The sequence below is a fragment of the Clostridium acetireducens DSM 10703 genome (genome assembly GCF_001758365.1).
Taxonomy (GTDB): domain Bacteria; phylum Bacillota; class Clostridia; order Clostridiales; family Clostridiaceae; genus Clostridium_C; species Clostridium_C acetireducens.
In genome coordinates this window covers 1-21,614 of the sequence record NZ_LZFO01000003.1, presented here as the reverse complement: position 1 = coordinate 21,614, position 21,614 = coordinate 1, and the positions used below count along the sequence as shown (strand labels likewise).

The 21,614-nt window shown below is 25.7% G+C and carries 19 protein-coding genes, 1 tRNA gene and 1 other annotated feature; of the genes, 11 read left to right on the top strand and 9 right to left on the bottom strand.

What is annotated here, in order from left to right; translation table 11 throughout:
- Positions 1-130 precede the first annotated feature (130 nt).
- Positions 131-1,720, top strand: a complete 1,590-nt coding sequence (locus CLOACE_RS01315; RefSeq protein ID WP_070109241.1) for a peptide chain release factor 3 — start codon at positions 131-133, stop codon at positions 1,718-1,720.
- 37 nt (positions 1,721-1,757) lie between these two features.
- Here CLOACE_RS01315 and CLOACE_RS01310 read toward each other — a convergent pair whose 3' ends face one another.
- A complete protein-coding gene (locus CLOACE_RS01310) occupies positions 1,758-2,741 on the bottom strand; it encodes a phosphatase PAP2 family protein (protein WP_070109240.1) in 984 nt (327 codons plus the stop codon).
- Between the two features lie 87 nt (positions 2,742-2,828).
- On the bottom strand, positions 2,829-2,984 hold the full coding sequence (locus CLOACE_RS11705) for a DUF5670 family protein (RefSeq protein WP_175429419.1): 156 nt from the start codon (positions 2,982-2,984) through the stop codon (positions 2,829-2,831).
- Between the two features lie 156 nt (positions 2,985-3,140).
- Here CLOACE_RS11705 and CLOACE_RS01305 point away from each other — a divergent pair, with 156 nt between their 5' ends.
- The 4 genes from CLOACE_RS01305 (at position 3,141) to tyrS (ending at position 7,105) form a co-directional block, all read left to right on the top strand.
- Positions 3,141-3,704 (top strand): ECF transporter S component, encoded by a 564-nt coding sequence (locus tag CLOACE_RS01305; RefSeq protein ID WP_070109239.1) that lies wholly within the window; start codon positions 3,141-3,143, stop codon positions 3,702-3,704.
- 167 nt (positions 3,705-3,871) lie between these two features.
- Positions 3,872-5,017 (top strand): AlbA family DNA-binding domain-containing protein, encoded by a 1,146-nt coding sequence (locus CLOACE_RS01300; RefSeq protein WP_070109238.1) that lies wholly within the window; start codon positions 3,872-3,874, stop codon positions 5,015-5,017.
- Between the two features lie 87 nt (positions 5,018-5,104).
- Complete coding sequence (locus CLOACE_RS01295) at positions 5,105-5,515, top strand: hypothetical protein (protein ID WP_070109237.1); 411 nt, start codon at positions 5,105-5,107, stop codon at positions 5,513-5,515.
- Positions 5,516-5,596: 81 nt separating this feature from the next.
- Positions 5,597-5,834 (top strand) — a binding site (T-box leader).
- A 50-nt stretch (positions 5,835-5,884) separates the two neighbouring features.
- Positions 5,885-7,105, top strand: a complete 1,221-nt coding sequence (tyrS, locus tag CLOACE_RS01290) for a tyrosine--tRNA ligase (RefSeq protein WP_070109236.1) — start codon at positions 5,885-5,887, stop codon at positions 7,103-7,105.
- Between the two features lie 55 nt (positions 7,106-7,160).
- On the opposite strand, the gene rimI is transcribed toward tyrS, so the two are convergent.
- From rimI to tsaE, 3 genes are read right to left on the bottom strand one after another with little or no spacing between them, the layout of a single operon-like run.
- Positions 7,161-7,634: a ribosomal protein S18-alanine N-acetyltransferase gene (rimI, locus tag CLOACE_RS01285; protein ID WP_242866363.1), complete on the bottom strand. Its 474-nt coding sequence runs from the start codon at positions 7,632-7,634 to the stop codon at positions 7,161-7,163.
- Complete coding sequence (gene tsaB, locus CLOACE_RS01280) at positions 7,603-8,313, bottom strand: tRNA (adenosine(37)-N6)-threonylcarbamoyltransferase complex dimerization subunit type 1 TsaB (protein WP_070109235.1); 711 nt, start codon at positions 8,311-8,313, stop codon at positions 7,603-7,605. Before tsaB ends, rimI begins: the two co-directional genes overlap by 32 nt.
- On the bottom strand, positions 8,310-8,768 hold the full coding sequence (gene tsaE, locus CLOACE_RS01275) for a tRNA (adenosine(37)-N6)-threonylcarbamoyltransferase complex ATPase subunit type 1 TsaE (protein WP_070109234.1): 459 nt from the start codon (positions 8,766-8,768) through the stop codon (positions 8,310-8,312). The genes tsaB and tsaE overlap by 4 nt, the downstream gene beginning before the upstream one ends.
- Positions 8,769-8,934: 166 nt before the next feature.
- On the opposite strand from tsaE, the gene CLOACE_RS01270 reads away from it, so the two are divergent.
- From CLOACE_RS01270 to CLOACE_RS01250, 5 genes are all read left to right on the top strand, one after another.
- Positions 8,935-9,849, top strand: a complete 915-nt coding sequence (locus tag CLOACE_RS01270; RefSeq protein WP_070109233.1) for a metal ABC transporter substrate-binding protein — start codon at positions 8,935-8,937, stop codon at positions 9,847-9,849.
- A gap of 25 nt (positions 9,850-9,874) precedes the next feature.
- On the top strand, positions 9,875-10,768 hold the full coding sequence (locus CLOACE_RS01265) for a bactofilin family protein (RefSeq protein WP_070109232.1): 894 nt from the start codon (positions 9,875-9,877) through the stop codon (positions 10,766-10,768).
- 59 nt (positions 10,769-10,827) lie between these two features.
- Positions 10,828-10,903: transfer RNA gene (locus CLOACE_RS01260), tRNA-Trp, on the top strand.
- A gap of 315 nt (positions 10,904-11,218) precedes the next feature.
- Positions 11,219-12,244: a tRNA (adenosine(37)-N6)-threonylcarbamoyltransferase complex transferase subunit TsaD gene (tsaD, locus tag CLOACE_RS01255; protein ID WP_070109231.1), complete on the top strand. Its 1,026-nt coding sequence runs from the start codon at positions 11,219-11,221 to the stop codon at positions 12,242-12,244.
- Positions 12,245-12,487: 243 nt separating this feature from the next.
- The gene (locus CLOACE_RS01250; protein WP_070109230.1) at positions 12,488-15,928 is read left to right on the top strand and encodes a pyruvate carboxylase; all 3,441 of its coding nucleotides are present in this window, start codon (positions 12,488-12,490) and stop codon (positions 15,926-15,928) included.
- A 75-nt stretch (positions 15,929-16,003) separates the two neighbouring features.
- Here the strand turns inward: CLOACE_RS01250 and CLOACE_RS01245 are convergent, their stop codons facing one another.
- Positions 16,004-16,225, bottom strand: a complete 222-nt coding sequence (locus CLOACE_RS01245; RefSeq protein WP_070109229.1) for a hypothetical protein — start codon at positions 16,223-16,225, stop codon at positions 16,004-16,006.
- Positions 16,226-16,541: 316 nt separating this feature from the next.
- Positions 16,542-16,793 carry a hypothetical protein gene (locus CLOACE_RS01240; protein WP_070109228.1) on the bottom strand — a complete coding sequence of 84 codons (252 nt, stop codon included), beginning with the start codon at positions 16,791-16,793 and terminating at the stop codon, positions 16,542-16,544.
- Positions 16,794-16,922: 129 nt separating this feature from the next.
- Between CLOACE_RS01240 and proC the strand changes: the two genes are divergently transcribed.
- Positions 16,923-17,735, top strand: coding sequence for a pyrroline-5-carboxylate reductase (gene proC, locus CLOACE_RS01235; protein WP_070109227.1), 813 nt, complete (start codon positions 16,923-16,925; stop codon positions 17,733-17,735).
- A 310-nt stretch (positions 17,736-18,045) separates the two neighbouring features.
- Here the strand turns inward: proC and pepT are convergent, their stop codons facing one another.
- Both pepT and CLOACE_RS01225 read right to left on the bottom strand, forming a co-directional pair.
- On the bottom strand, positions 18,046-19,275 hold the full coding sequence (gene pepT, locus CLOACE_RS01230; RefSeq protein ID WP_070109226.1) for a peptidase T: 1,230 nt from the start codon (positions 19,273-19,275) through the stop codon (positions 18,046-18,048).
- A 15-nt stretch (positions 19,276-19,290) separates the two neighbouring features.
- Positions 19,291-21,204, bottom strand: coding sequence for an ABC-F family ATP-binding cassette domain-containing protein (locus CLOACE_RS01225; RefSeq protein ID WP_070109225.1), 1,914 nt, complete (start codon positions 21,202-21,204; stop codon positions 19,291-19,293).
- Between the last annotated feature and the right edge of the window lie 410 nt (positions 21,205-21,614).

The following is a 21,614-nucleotide window of genomic DNA, read 5'->3' as shown; positions in this document are numbered from 1 at the left end:
TTTTAGCATAAACTTTTTTAAACGCTTTTATAAATATAACTTTAAAAATAAAGTAAAAATTAAAATTGACAACAATATATAATAAAGCTAAAATCATTTTGAGTACTAAAAAGAAGAGGAGAGAATACAAGTGGTAGACTTAAGGAAGGAAATTGAAAGAAGAAGAACATTTGCTATAATATCACATCCCGATGCAGGAAAAACTACACTAACAGAAAAATTACTACTCTACGGTGGAGCAATAAGAATGGCAGGATCTGTTAAGGCAAGAAAAACATCTAAGCATGCAATATCTGACTGGATGGAAATTGAAAAGCAGAGAGGTATATCTGTTACTTCTTCTGTAATGCAATTTAATTACAAAGGATTTTGTATAAATATATTAGATACACCTGGACACCAAGACTTTAGTGAAGATACATACAGAACTTTAATGGCGGCAGATAGTGCAGTTATGGTAATTGATGCTTCTAGAGGAGTAGAAGAACAAACTAAAAAGCTTTTCCATGTTTGTAGCTTAAGAGGAATACCAGTATTTACTTTTATAAATAAAATGGATAGAGAAAGTAGAGATCCTTTTGAATTAATGGAGGATATAGAAAGTGTATTAGGAATAAAATCTTATCCTATGAATTGGCCTATAGGCTCAGGAAAAGAATTTAAAGGTATATATAATAGAGAAGAGAGAGTGTTTCAAGTGTTTACTTCTGGTAAACATGGTCAAAATACTATTGAATCTAAAAAAATTAATTTAGAAGATAAAGATTTTAAAGAAGAATTAGGGGAACTATCTTATAATAAATTGGCAGAAGATATAGAACTTCTAGATATAGCAGGAGATGAATTTGACTTAGAACAAGTTAGAAAAGGACAGCTTACTCCGGTGTTTTTTGGAAGTGCATTAACTAATTTTGGTGTAGAACCTTTTTTAGAAGCGTTTTTAAAATTAACTACAGGTCCATTGAAAAGGAAAAGTGATAAAGGAGAAATTGATGTATACAATGAGAAGTTTTCTGCTTTTGTATTTAAAATACAAGCTAATATGAATCCAGCTCATAGAGATAGAATTGCTTTTATGAGAATTTGTTCAGGAAAGTTCAAAAAAGGTATAGAAGTATTTCATGTTCAGGGTAATAGTAAAGTTAAACTGGCTCAACCTCAACAGTTTTTGGCTCAAGATAGAGAAATAGTAGAGGAAGCTTATGCTGGAGATATAATAGGTGTATTTGATCCAGGAATATTTAGAATAGGAGATACTTTATGTAAAAGTAATGAAAAATTTAAATTTGAAAGTATTCCTGTTTTTGCTCCAGAATATTTTGCAAAGGTTAGAACAGTAGATACTATGAAGAGAAAACAATTTATAAAAGGTATGACAGAAATATCACAAGAAGGAGCAATACAAGTATTTAAAGAATTAAATATAGGTATAGAAGAAATAATCGTTGGAGTAGTTGGAGTTTTACAATTAGATGTTTTAAAATATAGAATGGAAAAAGAATATAATGTTGAAATAAAAATGGATAATCTTCCTTACAAATTTATTAGATGGATAGAAAGTTCTGATACAGATGTGGATAATTTAGTATTAACAAGCGATACTAGGAAAGTTAAAGATATTAAAGATAGAAATCTTTTAATATTCCAAAGTGAGTGGTCGATAAGTTGGGCATTAGAACATAATAAAGGATTGGTTCTATCTGATATAGGTAAAAATTAGCTAACAACTGCAGTTGTTAGCTTTTATTACTATGTATTTAGTAATTCATATGATTAGTTATATCTAAATAATTTTTATTACTTAAATTAAAACTTTTATTGTAATAAAATATATCCAGTATACTATATAGATTTAATTTTAATATATCTAAAATTAAATCTACTAATTTCACTGTTACATAAGCTAAAATAATACCTGCTATTACATCTAAAACCCAATGAATTTGTAAATACATTGTAGATAATATTACACTTATGCAAAAGAAACTCCAAGTATATTTAAATATTTTATTTTTTTCTCTTAATACTAATAAAAACATTGCAAAAGCTATAGATGTATGCATTGAAGGAAAACAATTTAATGTCACTCCTGCAGCAGCTTGAGGAGATAAATTTCTAGCTAATCCATCAGGGTTACCTAGTACATACCAAACTTCTTGTAAATGAAAAGTTAAATAAAAAGGACTTATTAAGAAAATTTGCAGAAGGTGACCAGAAAGGGCATATTTTAACATTTTTTTAAAATCTTTTGCCATTGCTGCCCTATATATAGGTATAAGTACAGGTAAAACGAATCCATTATTATAAACTAATCTAAAAAACCAAGTTAAAGTATCAGTTTTATATAGTCTAGCAAAATATGCATCATTTAAAGGTATTTTTTTAAAGATAGGATTTAAATTTATCACTATATCTTTAGATAGTTGCCAACTTAATATTTTACCCCAAAAATCATAACCGTAAATTGATGCATATAATACAAAAAAAATAAAGGGTATTGCTAATATTAAAAATGGTATCCAGTTTACATCTTTTCTTATTTCAGAATAACAAGTAGTACAAGCTAAAACCAGTAAAAAACAATATAATTTTTCGTCAATTAATGTTTTAGAAAACAATGAATAAATTGCCACAGTTAAAAATGTTAAATTTAAAAATAATAAATAAGACTTGTCCATATATTTTATTAAATTATAAATTTTACTTTTATGTAATTTTAAGTATTTTAAATTGTTCAATATAACTCCCCCTTCCTATATTTGATGTGATAAATTATAGCATAGTATATAATCTAATAAAAGGTCTGAAAATAAAAATTCAGACCTTTTTTAAATAGTTTTTCTTTTAGTTAATAATGAATCTATTATGAAAATAAAAGCTCCAATTAAAAGTAAAAAATTTATAAGGATGCCGCCTATTTTAAAAATTATTCCAATAAGCCAAAATAGAATTATTAAGCCACCTAACCATCGTAAAAAAGCCATAATAATACCTCCTTTAAATATTAAAGATGTTATTATTCTTGACAGAATTGAATTGTAAAATACATAAGTGTCTATAAAATGTAACGATACATTTGTAAGAAGATAAAACCCATTATATAATTATTTTGATAAAGAAATTATAAGGGGGTTTTACTTATGGAAAATAAAAATGTTAAAATTAATACTAAAACTTTAGATATTGTACAAATTTCGCTTATGGCTGCTATTATTTATATAGCTACTGCAATTGTTAATGTACCAGTGGGAATAGGATATAAAGGAGTTGTACATTTAGGAGATAGCATGATTTTTGTAGCAGCTATATTATTAGGAAAAAGAAAAGCTACTATAGCTTCAGCTATAGGTATGAGTATGTTTGATATATTATCACCTTATGCTATGTGGGCTCCATTTACATTTTTTATTAAAGGAGGTATGGCATACATAGCATATATTATAGCTTATAGAAAAGATTATAAGGGAGAGAGTACTTTAAATAATTTATTTGCTTTTATAGTATCAGGAGTATGGATGAATTTAGCATATCTTCTAGCAGGCACTGCATTGAATCATTTTTACATGAAAATTCCTCTAAATCAAAGTTTTATAGTTCAGTCTACTCATATACCTGGAGATATAGCACAAGTAGTAGTAGGTATAATAATAGCATTACCATTAATAAAAATAATTAAAAAAACCAATATAAATTTTCAGAAATAAAATAGCAAAAAAGTGTATTGATTATATATTTAACTTTAGTAAATGTATAATCAATACATTTTTTTTACTATTTTAATAATTAGTTTTTAAGTTATAATATTAATAAATACTATATAATTCAAATAGTATTTATTATATATAATAATTTTAAATAGGGGTAATAAAAAATGGATAAGAAAAAATTCATAAATTTAATAAAAAAAGAAGAGGGACCTAAATTAGATTTTAAGCAAAAAATAGATTTAGTTACGGAAAGCGGTAGAAAGGAATTAGCCAAAGATATTTGTGCTATTGCTAATTCAAAGGGAGGAAGAGGATATTTAATAATTGGAATAGAAGATAAAACAAAGAATATTGTAGGTATAGAAGATTTAAAAATTAGTGAGGAGCAAGTACAACAAATAGTAAGTTCTAGAATAGATCCTCCTGTGCCAGTAAACTTAGAGACCATATATTATGAAAATAAGAAATTAATTTCTATTACTGTATTTGATGGACCTCAAAAACCATATCAATTAAGAGATAATGGTGCCTTTTATGTTAGAAGGGGTTCTACTAATGATGTAATGAGAAAACAAGAAATAATATCTGCTCTTCAAGAAAATTTGACTTTAAATATTGAGTTATGTCCAATTGTTAATAGTGATATAAAATGTATAGATTTAAATATTGTTTATAAATATTTTAAATCTCAAGGTATAGAAATTAATGATAATAATTACTTAGAGCTTATGGAAAATTCATCTATAATATATTTAGACAGAGAGATAAATAAGTATATGGTAACATTAGGAGGAATGCTTATATTTTGTAGAAGTAATTATATATATATACCACACAATATGATAAAAATTGTAAATAGGATTAATAATAAACTTGATAAATACATAATAATAAAAGGAGATTTATTAACAATGCTAGATGAAGCTGAGAAAGTATTATATAGGATATTACCTAAAAAATACCCTACAGAAGCTATTTGTGAAAGTATAAAAAATGCAGTTTTATATAGAGATTATACTATATACTATAAAGAGATAGAAGTAATACTTGATTATAATAGTATATCAGTATCTAGCCCTGGAATACTAGTAAAAGGTAAAAATATAGTATCTTCCTATTATATAAAAAGAAATATGTGGTTATATGAAAAGCTTATAACTTTAGATGATAAAGGTAGATTTATAAAATCTGGAAAGGGATTTAGAAGAATAAAAAAAGCTTTTAAAAATAAGGAAAAAATTAAATTTATTAATTCTTTAAAAGAAGATAACTTTAAAGTTATATATCCAGGAATAAAGAAATATATATAATTTTCAGTATTGAAAAAATTTTCTGAATATTGTATAATTTATATATGGGCTAAACCTTATAAAAAAAATAGTTAAGGGGTGGTTTTAGTGATAAATGTATTTTGTAACCAAAGAGGTTCAGGAAAAACAAAAAAACTAATAAAATTAGCAAATGAAAAAGCTTTAGAAAACAGAGGTAATATAGTATATATAGATGATGACGATAGACCACTTTTTGAGTTGGATAGAAAAATAAGATTTGTTACTACAAATGAGTTTAAAGTTGAAAATTATGATAGTTTTTATGGATTTATGTGCGGCATGTTATCACAGGACTACGATATTGATACTGTCTTTATAGACGGATTGTTTAATATTGTAGATGGTAGCTTAAAAGATGCGGCACAATTGTTTTATGCTTTGGAAAAATTATCTGAAGAGTATGAAGTAGATTTCTTTATTACTATAAATGGGGAGTGTGATTTGTTACCAGAATATATTAAAAAATATGTGGCTTGATAATTTTAACAAAAAAGTATTGTATTAATTGTAATACTTGTATATAATAATGTATACAATATTATATATAAACCAAATATTAAAAAGGTAATGATAGAAAAAAGTAATTATAATATACTATGAAGAGAGCTAGTGGCTGGTGTAAACTAGTTAGTATTTATAATGAAATACATTCTTAAACTTAATGCTGAACTATACAGGATTATACTGTATTAAGTAAGTATATACGTATGTCTACGTTATAAGACAAAGAGCGGATATATTTATTTTAAAATAAATATATCAACATGGGTGGTAACGCGGATACTTCGTCCCTTATTTTATAATAAGGGGCTTTTTATTTTACTAAAAATTAAGGAGGCATAAATAATGGAAAATGTTTTTGATGTATTAAAAGAAAGAGGATACATAAAACAACTTACTCATGAAGATGAAATAAGAGATATTTTAGAAAAAGAGAAAGTAACATTTTATATAGGATTTGATCCTACTGCAGATAGTTTACATATAGGACACTTTCTTCCTATGATGATGATGAGTTATCTACAAAAAGCAGGACATAGACCTATTGCCTTAGTTGGTGGAGGTACTGTGATGATAGGAGATCCAAGCGGAAAAACAGATATGAGAAAAATGCTAGATAAAGATACTATTAATCGCAATGTTTCAAGTATAAAAAGTCAATTATCAAGATTTATTGATTTTGATGAAGGAAAAGCAATTTTAGAAGATAATGCCAATTGGCTTTTAAAATTAAATTATTTAGAATTTATAAGGGAAATTGGTGTTCATTTTTCTGTAAATAAAATGCTAACAGCAGAATGTTTTAAACAAAGATTAGAAAAAGGTCTTTCCTTTTTAGAATTTAATTACATGCTTATGCAAGGATACGATTTTCTTGAACTAAATAGAAGATACAATTGTGTAATGGAATTAGGTGGAGATGATCAATGGTCAAATATGTTAGCAGGTGTTGATTTAATTAGAAGAAAAGAAAGAAAGCCAGCTTATGCAATGACATGTACATTACTAACTAATAGTGAAGGTAAAAAAATGGGCAAAACTGTAAACGGGGCTTTGTGGCTTGATAAGGATAAAACATCTCCTTTTGATTTTTACCAATACTGGAGAAATATAGACGATGCAGATGTAGAAAAGTGTTTATTATTATTAACATTTTTACCTGTGGATGAAATTAAAAAGTTGTCTTCTTTAGAAGGAGCTAAAATAAATGAAGCTAAAAAAGTTCTTGCTTATGAAGTAACAAAACTTATACACGGAGAAGAAGAATCTAAAAAAGCAATGGAAGCTGCAGAAGCTCTTTTTGGATCAGGACAAAACATGGAAAATGTTCCTACAACAGAAATAAGTAAAGATTTAATAGGATCTACAATAGTAGATATTTTAGCAGCTACTAAAGTATTACCTTCAAAGAGTGAAGTTAGAAGATTAATACAACAAGGTGGACTTAATATAAATGAAGAAAAAGTTACAGATGCAAATTTAATTATTGATGAAGATTTTTTCAAAGATGGAAGTATGTTAGTTAGAAGAGGTAAGAAAAAATACAATAAAATAATAATAAAATAAAAATATAAGACCCCATGTTAACCTAAGCATGGGGTTCTATTTATAATATTAATTTTTATATGTTGTATTTCCACATTATAATTGCATCTTCATTATTATTTGCATAGTATTTTTTTCTTATTCCTTGTTCTAAAAAACCATATTTTTTATATAAATTTTGTGCTATTATATTTGATTTTCTTACTTCTAAGGTAATATTTTTTATTTCCAAGTTTCTGCAAAGATAAATTAAATTATTTAGCAATTTATCACCTATGCCTATACCTCTATATTCAGGATGAACTGCTATATTAGTTATATGACCTTCATCTAAAACTATCCACACACCTATGAATCCTATAACTATATTATCTTTTATAGCTACTAAGTATTTACGAAAAGTAGTGTCTAACAATTCTTGTTTTAAAGATTCTTTAGTCCAAGGTATAGAAAAGCACATTTTACTTAATTTAACTAAATCTTCTAAGTTATCCATTGAGGCAGAACAAATTATAATATCATTCATAGGATTTGCCATTCTTTTCTTCATATTCTCTTTCAGCTTGAGATTTTCTTATATAAAAAGGTTTAAAATCAAATATATTATCATAAATACCTTTTTTTAAAAGTTTAAAACCTAATTCTCCCAAAGAAGAAGATTTTACTAAATTTAAATGTACAGGAGCAAAGCTTGAATTTTTAACTTTAGTTTGTAAAATATCTTTAAACTTATATAAAGCATCTCCTACAAAATGTACATTTTTTTCTTTAGAATTTAATATATTTATTAAATCTTCTGTAGAAACTATCATATATTCACTTATTCGTTTTAAATTATTATTTTCAAATATATACAATGCAGTATATACATTACCTCTTAATGCATCTAATATAGGACAAATTATACCATTAGAATAAGCTAAATTATAAGCTAAAGCATCTAAAGATGATAGGGCAATAAAGGGTTTGTTTAATCCTTGGCTTAGACCTTTTATTGTTGCAGCTCCTATTCTAAGACCTGTAAAAGAACCAGGTCCCTTGGATACTACAAATCCATCTATGGACTCTATATCTAATTTTAAATTATTTAATAAGTACTCAACCATAGGCATGAGAATTACAGAATGTTGTTTTTTATAATTAAAAGTGATTTCGCCTAGTACTTTGTTGTCTTCTATAATTGAACAACTAGCAGATTCTGTAGCTGAATCCAAACTTAAAATTCTCATATAAATATCTCCTTTATATAATTATATTTTTCACCAAAATAATTTAGTATGATTTTTCTATAATTTAAATTTTTATTAGGAATTTTTATTATTTCTACAGATATGTGTTCTTTAGGAATTAATTCTTTTATGTAATTTGACCATTCTATAACAGTAACACCTTCTCCAAAAATATATTCATCAAAACCTATAGCTTCTATTTCATCAGGATCATTTACTCTATATACATCAAAGTGATACAATTTTATTCTGCCATCATATTCATTAACTATATTAAATGTAGGACTTGTAATATGTTCTTTTATTTCTAGACCTTTAGCTAATCCTTTTACAAAATGAGTTTTGCCAGTTCCTAAATCTCCGTTTAAACATATAATATCTCCTGAATTTGCAAATTTACCTAGTTTATATGCTATAGCCATTGTTTCTTCTACATTTTTAACTGTAAATTCCATATTTATAACCTCTTTCTAAATTATATAAATAACAATTACATTTTATCATACTTTATACCATATATAAAATAATAAAATAGGTAATCTAATTATTTGCATTGTTATTATACATTATGTAAAATAATAATAAGCTTGTTTAGTAACTTTTAAAACTGAGGTGTTGAATTTGAAAAAAGTTTTAGGCATAGTAGTTATATTTATATTTATATTTATAATTACTATATTTAGCATTAGAATATCGTATATAAATAAAAATCACAAAATTAACAATACAAAAGTAGAAAATAAAAATTCTGTCAATTTAAATATAGTAGCTACAGATAAACTGCTTTATTATATGATAAAAGATATTGTAGGTAGCAAACATAATGTAGAGTATATGTTTGGAAATAGACAAGATGAAATAAATTTTAAATTTTCTGAAGATAGCTTAGATAATATAAGTAAACAAAATTTATTTATATATTTTGGCGCTAATTTTGAACCTTGGATTAACAATTTTATAGATAATTTAAAAAAAAATAAAGTAGGTGTTATAAATACGTCTAGAGGCTCTAAAATAATTTCATACTCTAGCACTATAAAATCAGGAGAGTATGTTTTAAAAAATAATCCTTATTATTGGATGGATTTAGATAATTGCAAAATAATTTTGCTTAATATAAAAAATGCTGTTCAAGATAAAGATCCAAGAAATAGAGAATACTATGAAAAAAATTTTAATGATATAATTAAGACAATAGAAAAATATGATTCAAGTTTAAAAAAACTTTCTGATTTATCTAAAGATTGTTGTTTTATTATATCTTCAGAAGACTATGATTATTTTTTTCAATATAGTAATATAAACCTAATTAAAATTAATAATAAAGAAAATATAAAATATGTAGAAGAAAATTTTGATAAATATAGAAACTTTATTTTTGTTTATACTAATAAGGATGAGTTAAAAGAAAATGATGAAATAATTAAAAAATATAATATGCAACCATTAAATTTAATAGTGTATAGAGAAGAATTTAAATATGAAGACATTTTAAATTATAATGTAAAAAACATAGAAAATATTATACAAAATTAAAATTTTATTATGGTAGGTGTTTAAAATGAAAAAATTTTTTGCTTTTTTTTCATTTTTTATTTTAATACTTTTTATAAGTATATTTAATGTAAAAACTTCAAATTTTTTAAATATAAATAGTTTTTCTGCAATTAAGTTTGGAGAAAATATTTATGTTCAACCTAATGAAGTTAGAAATTCTAATATATTATCTTTAGGGGGAGATATATATATAAATGGTAATGTAAATGGCAATGTTACTTCTTTAGCAGGCAATATATATGTAAATGGTAATGTAAATGGTAATGTAAAGTCTATAGGTGGAAGTGTAACACAAGGTATAAATGGAAATATATCTGGAAAAATAAAAGAAGTAGGTAAAAATATTAAACCGCTTAATATATTTAGAGGAGTAAATATAAAAGATTATAATTTTACTTCACTATTTGTTTTTATAATTTTAGGATTGATTTTATATGGAATAATTCCATATACTATAATTAATATGGCATGGAATTTTAATAATAAATTTTTAAACAGTTTACAGTATGGTTATATAATTATACTATTATCTATATTTATGTCATTTGTTTTTACAGTAACTATTATAGGAATATTAATATTGCCATTTTTATTTTTATTTTTGTTTATACTATTTATTTTAGGAGTTACTTCTTTATCAATTTATATTGGGAAAAAAGTGACAATAAATTTAAATAAGAATATATCTGAATTATGGTGTATGATAATAGGAATGTTTATAATTGGAATTATAAAAAATATTTCTTTTGCCAGTATAGGTCAAACAATTTATCTATTAATAATAACACCTACAGCAATAGGATTACCCTTAAGTAATAAATTGGGGAGTTTTGGGAATTGGACTAAAAATTATAGAAAAGATTTTAAATATGAATGGGATAAATTTAAAAAAAGATAAAAATATATTTTAATAATGTTGATTTTTTTAAAAAAGTAGTATATAATAGGTGGTGTCTTAGGGGTATAGCTCAATTGGTAGAGTAGTGGTCTCCAAAACCATTGGTTGTGGGTTCAAGTCCTACTGCCCCTGCCATTATTTCGATATTTATTAAGGTTCTGACTTTTGTCAGAACCTTTTTTATTTAAATATTTAGTTAAATTAATTTTTGGCATTTAATAGTTATAAATATTAATTAAAAAATATTTTTATAAACAATTATTGATAATAATATTTTAATAAAGTATAATATAATATAAATTATTTAAATGTTATAAATATATTCGTATAATATTAAATTTACAGTAATATACATATTTAATAAATTTTATTTATTAAGTAATACTATATATTATGAGCTATGTTAATTAATATATGTGATACACCAATGCCGTAAGAGAGGTAATTTAAATGAAAAGTAACATAAAAATATTAGCTATAGAAAGCAGTTGTGATGAAACAGCTGCTGCAATAGTAGTAAATGGTAGAGAAGTACTTTCTAATGTAATATCTTCTCAAATAGATATACACACTAAATTTGGAGGAGTAGTACCAGAAGTAGCGTCAAGAAAACACATTGAAGTAATATCTACAGTAGTAGAAAAAGCAATTAAAGAATCAAAATTACAGTATAAAGATATAGATGCAGTAGCTGTAACTTATGGTCCAGGATTAGTTGGAGCACTTTTAGTAGGGGTACAGTATGCAAAGGGTCTTTCTTATGCATTAAAAAAACCTCTTATAGCTGTTAATCATATAGAAGGACATATAAGTGCTAATTTTATACAGTATAAAAATTTAAAGCCTCCTTTTATATGTCTTGTAGTATCAGGAGGACACACTTATATAGTGTATATGAAAGATTATGGAGAATTTGAAATACTTGGTCAAACTAGAGATGATGCAGCAGGAGAGGCTTATGATAAAGTAGCTAGAGCAATTGGATTAGGATATCCAGGAGGTCCTAAAATAGACAAAATAGCTAAAGAAGGAAATCCTAATGCTATAAAATTTCCAAGAGCTAATTTTCATGATGAAACTTCATTGGATTTTTCGTTTAGTGGATTAAAGTCTTCAGTTTTAAATTATTTAAATACAATGAAAATGAAAAATGTTAGTATAAATAATGCAGATGTAGCTGCTTCTTTTCAAAAAGCAGTTGTTGATTTTTTAGTAGATAATTCTATAAAAGCCTGTAAGGTAAAAAAATGTAACATAATAGCTGTAGCAGGAGGAGTAGCAGCAAATACATGTTTAAGAAGCACTATGATTGAAAAATCCAAAGAAAGAAATATAGAAGTTTTATTTCCAGATTTTTCTTTATGTACGGATAATGCTGCTATGATTGGAAGTGCAGCTTATTTTGAATATATTAAAGAAAATTTTGCTTCTATGAATTTAAATGCTATACCTAATTTAAAATTAGGTGAGAGATAATATAAATTTGCAATTGATATATATGATTTCTTTCAAAAAAGATTTTATTTTTAATATCTATTTATTATAAGTCCTTTAAATTAAGGCTTTAATATATTTTATAATTAAAAATGAATAAAATTTCAAAAACAATCAATTGCAATTTTTACACTATTTTTATATAATTATTATATCATGTTTATAAGCTTATATTTATAAATATTCAAGATTTACATGTTATGTAAGGATAAGGGGGCAAATAAATTGATTAAGAAATTTAAGAGAGTTTTAGTAGCTAACAGAGGGGAAATAGCAATAAGAATTTTTAGAGCTTGTAGCGAATTGGGTATAAGAACAGTAGCTATTTATTCTAACGAAGATAAGTGTTCTTTGTTTAGAACAAAAGCAGATGAAGCTTATCAGATAGGAAAAAATAAAGGACCAGTAGAAGCTTATTTAAACATTGATGAAATAATAAATCTTGCCATAAATAAAGGTGTAGATGCTATACATCCAGGATATGGATTTTTGTCTGAAAATTCCGAATTTGCCAGAAAATGCGAAGAAGCAGGTATAGAATTTATAGGACCTAATTCTGATATGATGGAAAGTATGGGAGATAAAATCAAATCAAAGATAATAGCTACAAAGGTTGGTGTTCCTACCATTCCTGGAGTTCAAAAACCTATAACTAGTGAAGAAGAAATGGTAGAATTTGCTAAGGTCTGCGGCTATCCAGTTATGCTTAAAGCTGCTGCAGGTGGTGGCGGAAGAGGTATGAGAATAGTAAGGTCTGAAGGTGAATTATTAGAAGCTTTTAGAAGTGCTAAAAATGAAGCTAAAAAAGCTTTTGGAATAGATGATATTTTTATTGAAAAGTACTTGGAAGAACCAAAACACATAGAAGTTCAAGTATTAGGAGATAAGCATGGAAATATAGTACATTTATATGAAAGAGATTGTTCAGTTCAAAGAAGACATCAAAAAGTTGTAGAATTTACTCCAGCTTTTGCTTTAAGTGAAGAAAAAAGAAATATTATTTGTGAAGATGCATTAAAAATAGCTAAAGAAGTAAATTATAGAAGTGCAGGAACATTAGAGTTTCTTGTTGACAAAAGTGGAAATCACTATTTTATTGAAATGAATCCAAGAATTCAAGTTGAACACACTGTTTCAGAAATGGTAACAGGGGTAGATATAGTTCAAAGTCAAATTTTAATTGCAGAAGGTTACCCTTTAAATTCATTAGAAATAGGAATTAAAAATCAAGAAGATATAAAACCAAGAGGTTTTTCAATACAATGTAGAATAACAACAGAAGATCCAACAAATAATTTTGCACCAGATACAGGAAGAATAGATGAGTATAGAACTGGATCTGGATTTGGTATAAGACTTGATGGTGGAAATGGATTTGCAGGCTCAATTATAAGTCCTTATTATGATAGTCTTCTTGTTAAGACTATTTCATGGTCAAGAACTTTTGAAGATGCTGTAAGAAAAGCTATACGTTCAATAAAAGAATTAAGAATTACTGGTGTTAAGACTAATGTAGATTTCTTAATAAATGTTTTAAATCATCCTGTATTTAGAAAGGGAGAATCTAATACAAACTTTATAGGAGAACATCCTGAATTGTTTGATGTGGTACCTAAGGCAGATACAGAACTTAGAATTTTGAAATATATAGGTGAAAAAGTGGTTAATGAAACTCATGGAGAAAAGAAAGACTTTGACGTTCCAGTAGTTCCTAAGATTGAAGTGCCTAATAACTTAAGAGGAACAAAACAAATACTTGATGAAAAAGGTGCAGAAGGTCTTGCTAATTGGATAAAGGAACAGAAAAAGTTATTGTTAACTGATACTACAATGAGAGATGCTCATCAATCATTAATGGCTACTAGAATGAGAACAAAGGATATGACTAAAATAGCTAGTGCACAGTCAGTGTTAGCAAAAGATTTATTTTCAATGGAAATGTGGGGAGGAGCTACATTTGATGTATGTTATAGATTTTTAAAAGAGTCCCCATGGGATAGATTAAGTCAATTAAGAGAAAAGACTCCTAATATATTATTTCAAATGTTAATAAGAGGAGCTAATGCCGTAGGGTATAAAAATTATCCAGATAATGTTATAAGAAGATTTATAAAGAAGTCAGCAGATTCTGGAATTGATGTATTTAGAATATTTGACTCTCTTAACTGGTTAAAAGGAATGGAAGTTGCTATTGATGAAACATTAAAAAATGGAAAAGTAGCAGAAGCTTGCATATGTTATACAGGAGATATTTTAGATACTTCTAAAGATAAATATTCACTACAGTATTATGTTAATATGGCTAAGGAAATAGAAAAAACAGGAGCACAAATATTAGGAATAAAAGATATGTCTGCTCTTTTAAAACCTTATGCTGCTAAAAAACTTATATCAGCACTTAAAGATGCTATATCTATTCCTATACATCTTCATACACATGATACTACAGGAAATGGAGTAGCTACAGTACTAATGGCAGCAGAAGCAGGAGTGGATATTGTAGATACAGCCTTTAATAGCATGGCGGGATTAACAAGTCAGCCAGCATTAAATTCTGTAGTTGCAGCTCTTAAAAATACAGAAAGAGATACTGGTTTAAATTCAGATGACTTAGAAAAAATAGCTCAATATTGGGTAGCAGTAAGACCAGTATATAATCAGTTTGAATCTGGATTGAAATCTGGTTCAGCAGAAATATATAAATATGAAATACCTGGAGGACAATATTCAAATTTAAAACCTCAAGTTGAAAGTTTTGGATTAGGACATAGATTTAATGAAGTAAAAGAAATGTATAAAAAAGTAAATGATATGGTAGGCGATATTGTTAAAGTTACTCCATCATCAAAAATGGTAGGAGATTTAGCTATATTCATGGTAAAGAATGACTTAACACCAGAAAATATTTATGAAAAGGCTAAAAATATGGCTTTCCCTGATTCCGTAGTTACATTCTTTAAGGGGATGATGGGTCAACCTATGGGAGGATTCCCTAAGGATTTACAAAAGCTTGTACTAAAAGGAGAAGAACCAATAACTTGTAGACCAGGTGAATTACTACCATCAGAGGATTTTGAAAAAGATGCTAAATATTTAGAAGAAGAATTTGAAATAAAACCTAAAGAAGAAGACTTATTAGCGTATGCTTTATATCCAAGTGTATTTGAAGACTATTTAAAATATATAAAAGAGTACGGAGATTTAAGCAAGATGGGTAGTGACGTATTCTTCCATGGGTTACGTGAAGGTGAAACTAGCGAAATAACTATAGCAGAAGGAAAGAAATTAATAGTAAAACTTTTAGAAATAGGTAAACTTGATGAAAAAGGATATAGAAGTGTTGTATTTGAAGTAGATGGAAATAGAAGAGAAATTAAAATAAAAGATAAAGTAAATGCTAGTAAACAAAATTTAGTACAAAGTGATGTGAATATGGCAGATCCATCTAATAAATGTGAAATTGGTGCAAGTATTCCAGGAACAATATTAAAAATATTAGTTAAAGAAGGAGATAAAGTTAAGGAAGGACAGAGCTTAGCTATAATTGAAGCTATGAAAATGGAAACAAATGTAGTAGCTACAGCATCTGGTGTAGTGGATTCAATTAAAGCTAAAGAAGGACAACAAGTAGAAACTGGGGAATTACTATTAAAATTAAAAGAATAATAATATTTTAAAGTGCCTTGTCTGTTTATTTTTCAGACAAGGCACTTTTTTAAGTAAAGCCATTTAAATTTTAGATTATCCATTGTTTATAACTCTTTTCTTTTCATTTAGGGTATTTTCATCTGCAGTTGAAATAATTTGAAATAATGATTTACAATATAGGTTTTCTTTACCGGTATCATCTATTATTTTATACTGTCTTTTTAGCTCGTCAACAACATCATAAATTTTAAACATAGTTAAGTTTTTTTCAAATAAAACATAATCATTAACACATTTAACTTTTAAAACTTTCATATAAAATCCTCCTTATAAGAAATATTCTGAATATTGTTTATTTTGTAATTATATTATACACTAATTTTAATGTTTTGTCAAAAGATTAACAAAGTTTTTTTGCTAATTGCATATATTCTAAAAAAAAGTAAAAATAAAGGTTTTCATAGATAATAAATACAAGTAATGCATATATTGACTATATATTTTTAGTGATAAATAAAAAAGTTTGATAAAATTGTATCAATAAATGAATAAATTATTGCAGTATATACATTTATCAAACTTTTACTGACAAAGAAAGTTTAATTATATAATCAAAAAATATTAAGAATACTTATTTTTGTATTTCATTTAATATTTTTTTAGCTATTAAGTCTACATCTAGGGAATCAGTTACTTGAATTTTTATATGCTGAGTTTGTCCTTTAGCTTCACCAGTTAGATATATAATTTCTGCTGTATCATTGTCTAATTTTCTTACTATTTGTGCTATGTCTCCTTTTTTTATTAGTACTTTTTTGTTTGAAGAAAGAGATATTTTGCAATTAGATTGACTTTGAATTTTTTGTCCTATTTTAAAAATCATATATATTACCTCCTATTGATATTTATAATACAATTTGTTAAATAATAAATTTATAAAAACAAAAATATTTGAAAGTAAATGATATAATTATATTAATATAATTTATTATAAAAATACAGGAGGTATAAAATGGAAAAGAATATAGGAATTATTGGATGTGGAAATATGGGTCAAGCTATACTGGGTGGTATAATAAATTCAAATATGGTTATGCCTCATAATGTAATGATAAGCAATAGAGGTAAGGATAAATTAAATTATATTAAAAATAAGTATAATATTAATATTTGTGATAGTAACACACAGATACCTAATTTTTCTGATATTATAATTTTAGCAATAAAACCTAATATATGTAATGATGTTATAGAAGAAATAAAAGATTTAATTAAAAAAGATACTATAATAATCAGTATTGTAGCAGGAATTAGTTTAGAACAATTGTCAAATAAATTTAATAAAGGAGTAAAAATAATAAGAGTTATGCCAAATACGCCTGCTTTAGTGGGAGAAGCTATGAGTGCTTTGAGTTATAATGAATTTGTTAATGATAATGATGTAGAATTAGCCAAGAAAATATTTGAAAGTTTTGGAAAAGTTGAAATTATAGATGAAAAATTAATGGATGCTGTAACTGCTATAAGTGGATCTTCACCAGCATATGTATATATGTTTATAGAAGCTTTAGCAGATGGTGGAGTATTATTAGGCTTATCTAGAGATAAAGCATATAAAATGGCAGCACAAGCTGTATTAGGATCAGCTAAAATGGTACTTGAGACAAAAGAACATCCTGGAAAGTTAAAGGATAATGTATGCTCTCCATCAGGAACTACTATAGAAGCAGTGTATACTTTAGAAAAGAATAATTTTAGAGGTTCTATAATTTCAGCTGTAAAGCAATGTGGTGAAAAGTCTCAAAATATGGGTAAAAATAATTAAAAATAAGCTGTATAAAAGTAATAAGGCAGTAGCATAAAGAGAGTTTGTAAATAATTTGAATGAATTTTAGGAACTCTTAGAAGAAAAAATAAAAAAACTCCGTAATTCATCACAGGACGTGATGAGCCAATTTCCGCCCCAAGGATGGGGCATAAATTGGGTAGGAGTTTTTTTATTTTTTATTCTTAGAGTGTCTTAATGAAATGACTTATTTACAAACTCTCTTTATGCTACTATCTTATTACTTTTATACAGCTTATTTTTAATTATTTTTTATTCAACAACCTAGATATAAAATATATTGTATAAATTAAAATGTTTTTAAAGAAATATCTATTATTTTTAATATTACTTCTACAGCTTTTTCCATGGAATTAATTGGAATATATTCGTATCTTCCGTGAAAATTTTCTCCTCCAGTAAATAAGTTAGGAGTAGGCATACCTAAAAAGGATAATCTAGCTCCATCAGTTCCACCTCTAATAGGATTTACTAAAGGAGTTATATGAGATTCTTCAATAGCTTTATAAGCAATATCAATTATATGTTGTAAAGGAAGTATTTTTTCTTTCATATTGTAGTATTGATCATGAATTTCTATATAAGCAATATTTTTCCTATATTTATCATTTATAAATTTGGTTATATTTTCAAAAAGTTGTTTTTTATATTTAAAATTAGATTTATTAAAATCTCTAATTATAAAATGTAATTCTGTATTTTCTACATTTCCATTAAAATAAGTTAAATGAAAAAAGCCTTCCCTGTTTTCTGTATATTCTGGTTGTTCTGCTTTGGGCAACATATTTAAAAATTCGTTAGCTACCATAATGGAATTTATCATTTTATTTTTAGCACTACCTGGATGAACATTTTTACCATGTATAACTAATTTTGCTGATGCTGCATTGAAGTTTTCGTACTGTAGTTCACCTATTTTTCCTCCATCTATAGTATAAGAAAAATCTGCTCCAAAGTCATCTATATCAAAGTAGTCAGAACCCCTTCCTATTTCTTCATCAGGTGTAAAACCTATGCATATGTTTCCGTGTTTAATTTCAGGATTATTTATTATATATTCCATTGCAGTTACTATTTCTGCTATACCTGCTTTATCATCAGCACCTAGTAGAGTAGTTCCATCTGTAGTTATTATATCTTCTCCTATGTAATTTTTTAGTTCAGGAAATTCTTCAGGTGATAATATAATATTTTTTTCTTTATTTAATATTATATCTTTTCCATCATATTCTTTTATAATTTTAGGATTTATATTTTCACCTAATGCATCAGCACTAGTATCCATATGAGCTATAAAACCTATGTTAGGAATATTTTTACTAGTATTAGAAGGTATCTTAGCTATTACGTAACCTTTTTCCGTTAAGTATACATTTTTTATTCCTATATTTAATAATTCCTTTACTAAGTACTTGGCAAATTTTAATTGATTTTCAGTACTAGGGGTAGTGGAGCTGTTTTCATTAGAAGTTGTATTTACTTTAATATAGTTTAAAAATCTTTCTACAACTTTTGACATTATATCATTTCCTTTCTACATTAAATTTTCCCAAATTTCATATAGTTCATCTAATTTTTTTTGTAGAGAAATAATATTTTTATTTACTTCTTCGCTTTTTTCTGGATTAGAGTATACTTCTTCTAAGCATAATTGCTCTTGTAAAGAAGTTATATTATTTTCTAAATTAGATATATTATCCTCTATTTTTTTTATTTTGGCTTTTTTTTGTCTTTCAAATTTTTGTTCTTCTTTCTTTTTCTTTTTTTCTTTTTCTATTTGAGTTTTAGTTTTAGTATTTGATATTTCTTCATAATTAAATCTTAATGGATTTTTCTTTTTTTGTTTATAATAACTATAATTACCTAAATATAAGTTAATACCATCTTTATGCAGTTCATATATTTTATTTATAACTTTATTTAAAAAATATCTATCATGAGAAATTATTAACAAAGTTCCATCGTAATTTAATAAAGCTTTTTCTAAAGCTTCCCTAGACATTATATCTAAATGATTAGTAGGTTCATCTAATAATAGAAAATTAGATTTGGATAAAATTAGTTTTAGTAAATTTATTTTACATTTTTCGCCACCGCTTAAAGAAGAAATTTTTTTAAAAACATCATCTCCAGTAAATAAGAAAGATGCCAAAGCAGTTCTTATTTCTGTGGTTGTTAATTCAGGAAAGTCATCCCAAATTTCATCTATTACAGTTTTGTTAATATCTAAATTTGATTGCTCCTGGTCATAATATCCTATATAAATATTTTTACCTAAAACTTTTACTCCATCACTGGCTTTTTCCTTATCCATAATTATTTTAAATAATGTAGTTTTTCCACCGCCGTTTTCTCCAATTAATGCTGTCTTTTCTCCTCTTTTAATATCTAAATTAACAGAATGAAATAATAATTTATCATTAAATTGTTTTTTTAGATTTTCAATATGTAAAATATCATTTCCGCTTTTAATTTCAACTTGAAAATTCATATGAGAAATTTGCTTTTCGGTAAGAGGTTTATCTAATCTTTCTATTTTATCCAAAGCTTTTTGTCTGCTTTCTGCAGCTTTAATGCTTTTTTCCCTATTAAATGATTTATACTTTTCTATTATTTTTTCTTGCCGTTTTATTTCAGATTGTTGAATATTGTATGCTTTTAATTCAGATTCATAATTTTCTTCCTTCTGTTTTATGTAACTTGAATAGTTTCCATTATAGCATTTAATGTGACTATTTGTTAATTCAAATGTTTTATTAGTTACAGAATCTAAAAAAAATCTATCATGAGATATTATAAGCATTGTACCTTTGTAGGTTTTTAAATAGTCTTCTAACCATTCTATTGCATCTAAATCTAAATGATTTGTAGGCTCATCTAGCAATAATATATCTGGATTTATTAATAATAATTTACATAAAGCAACTCTAGTTTTTTGTCCTCCACTTAATATATTTATAGGCTTTTCGTAGTCCTTTTGTGAAAAACCTAAACCATTTAAAACTTTACTGATTTTTGCTTTATATGTATATCCGCCTCGATTATTATATAATTCCTGAGATAATGTGTAATTTTTTATTAATTTTTCGTAATAAGACATATTATTAGAATCATAAGAGGTGCTTAAACTTTTTTCTAATTTATTTATTTTTTTTTCTAAGTTTAACAATGACTTAAATACTAGTAATAGCTCATCATATATAGTATTATTAGAATCTAGGGATAAATGCTGAGATAAGTAACCTATTTTTTTACTTTTATCTACAAAAAGATCTCCGCTATCGTAATCAATTTGATTTGCTATTATTTTAAACAAAGTAGATTTACCTACACCATTTGCTCCTATAAGTCCAATTTTTTCGCCTTCATTTATATGAAAAGTTATATTTTTTAGTATAGAATCTATACCATAGCTTTTGTTAATATTTTTACAGCTTAAAACAATCATCAAATCACCTTCCATTAGGAATTATTTATGTTAAAATTAAAAAATAGAGTATAATAGATTATTATACTAAAATTAAAATGTAATTAAAAATAATTAATAAATAAATTTATTGTATATTACATAACATGAATTAAATCCGTATATTTGCATAATAAAAAAATATGTTATATATTAAATTCAGAAATATAAATATTCTTAAATTATTAAAAACTGGTTATTACTAAATTTTAATATAGGATTTAATAAATATAATATAGAATTTAATAAATAATTATTTATAATTGAGGAAATTGCACAATTAAACTTCCTCAATTATATTTAAAAATCATTACTTTTTGTTAATAATTAACTATTTTGTTCAGAAAAAGATAATAGCAAAGCTAAGGTGCTATTGCACCTGTGGATAACTT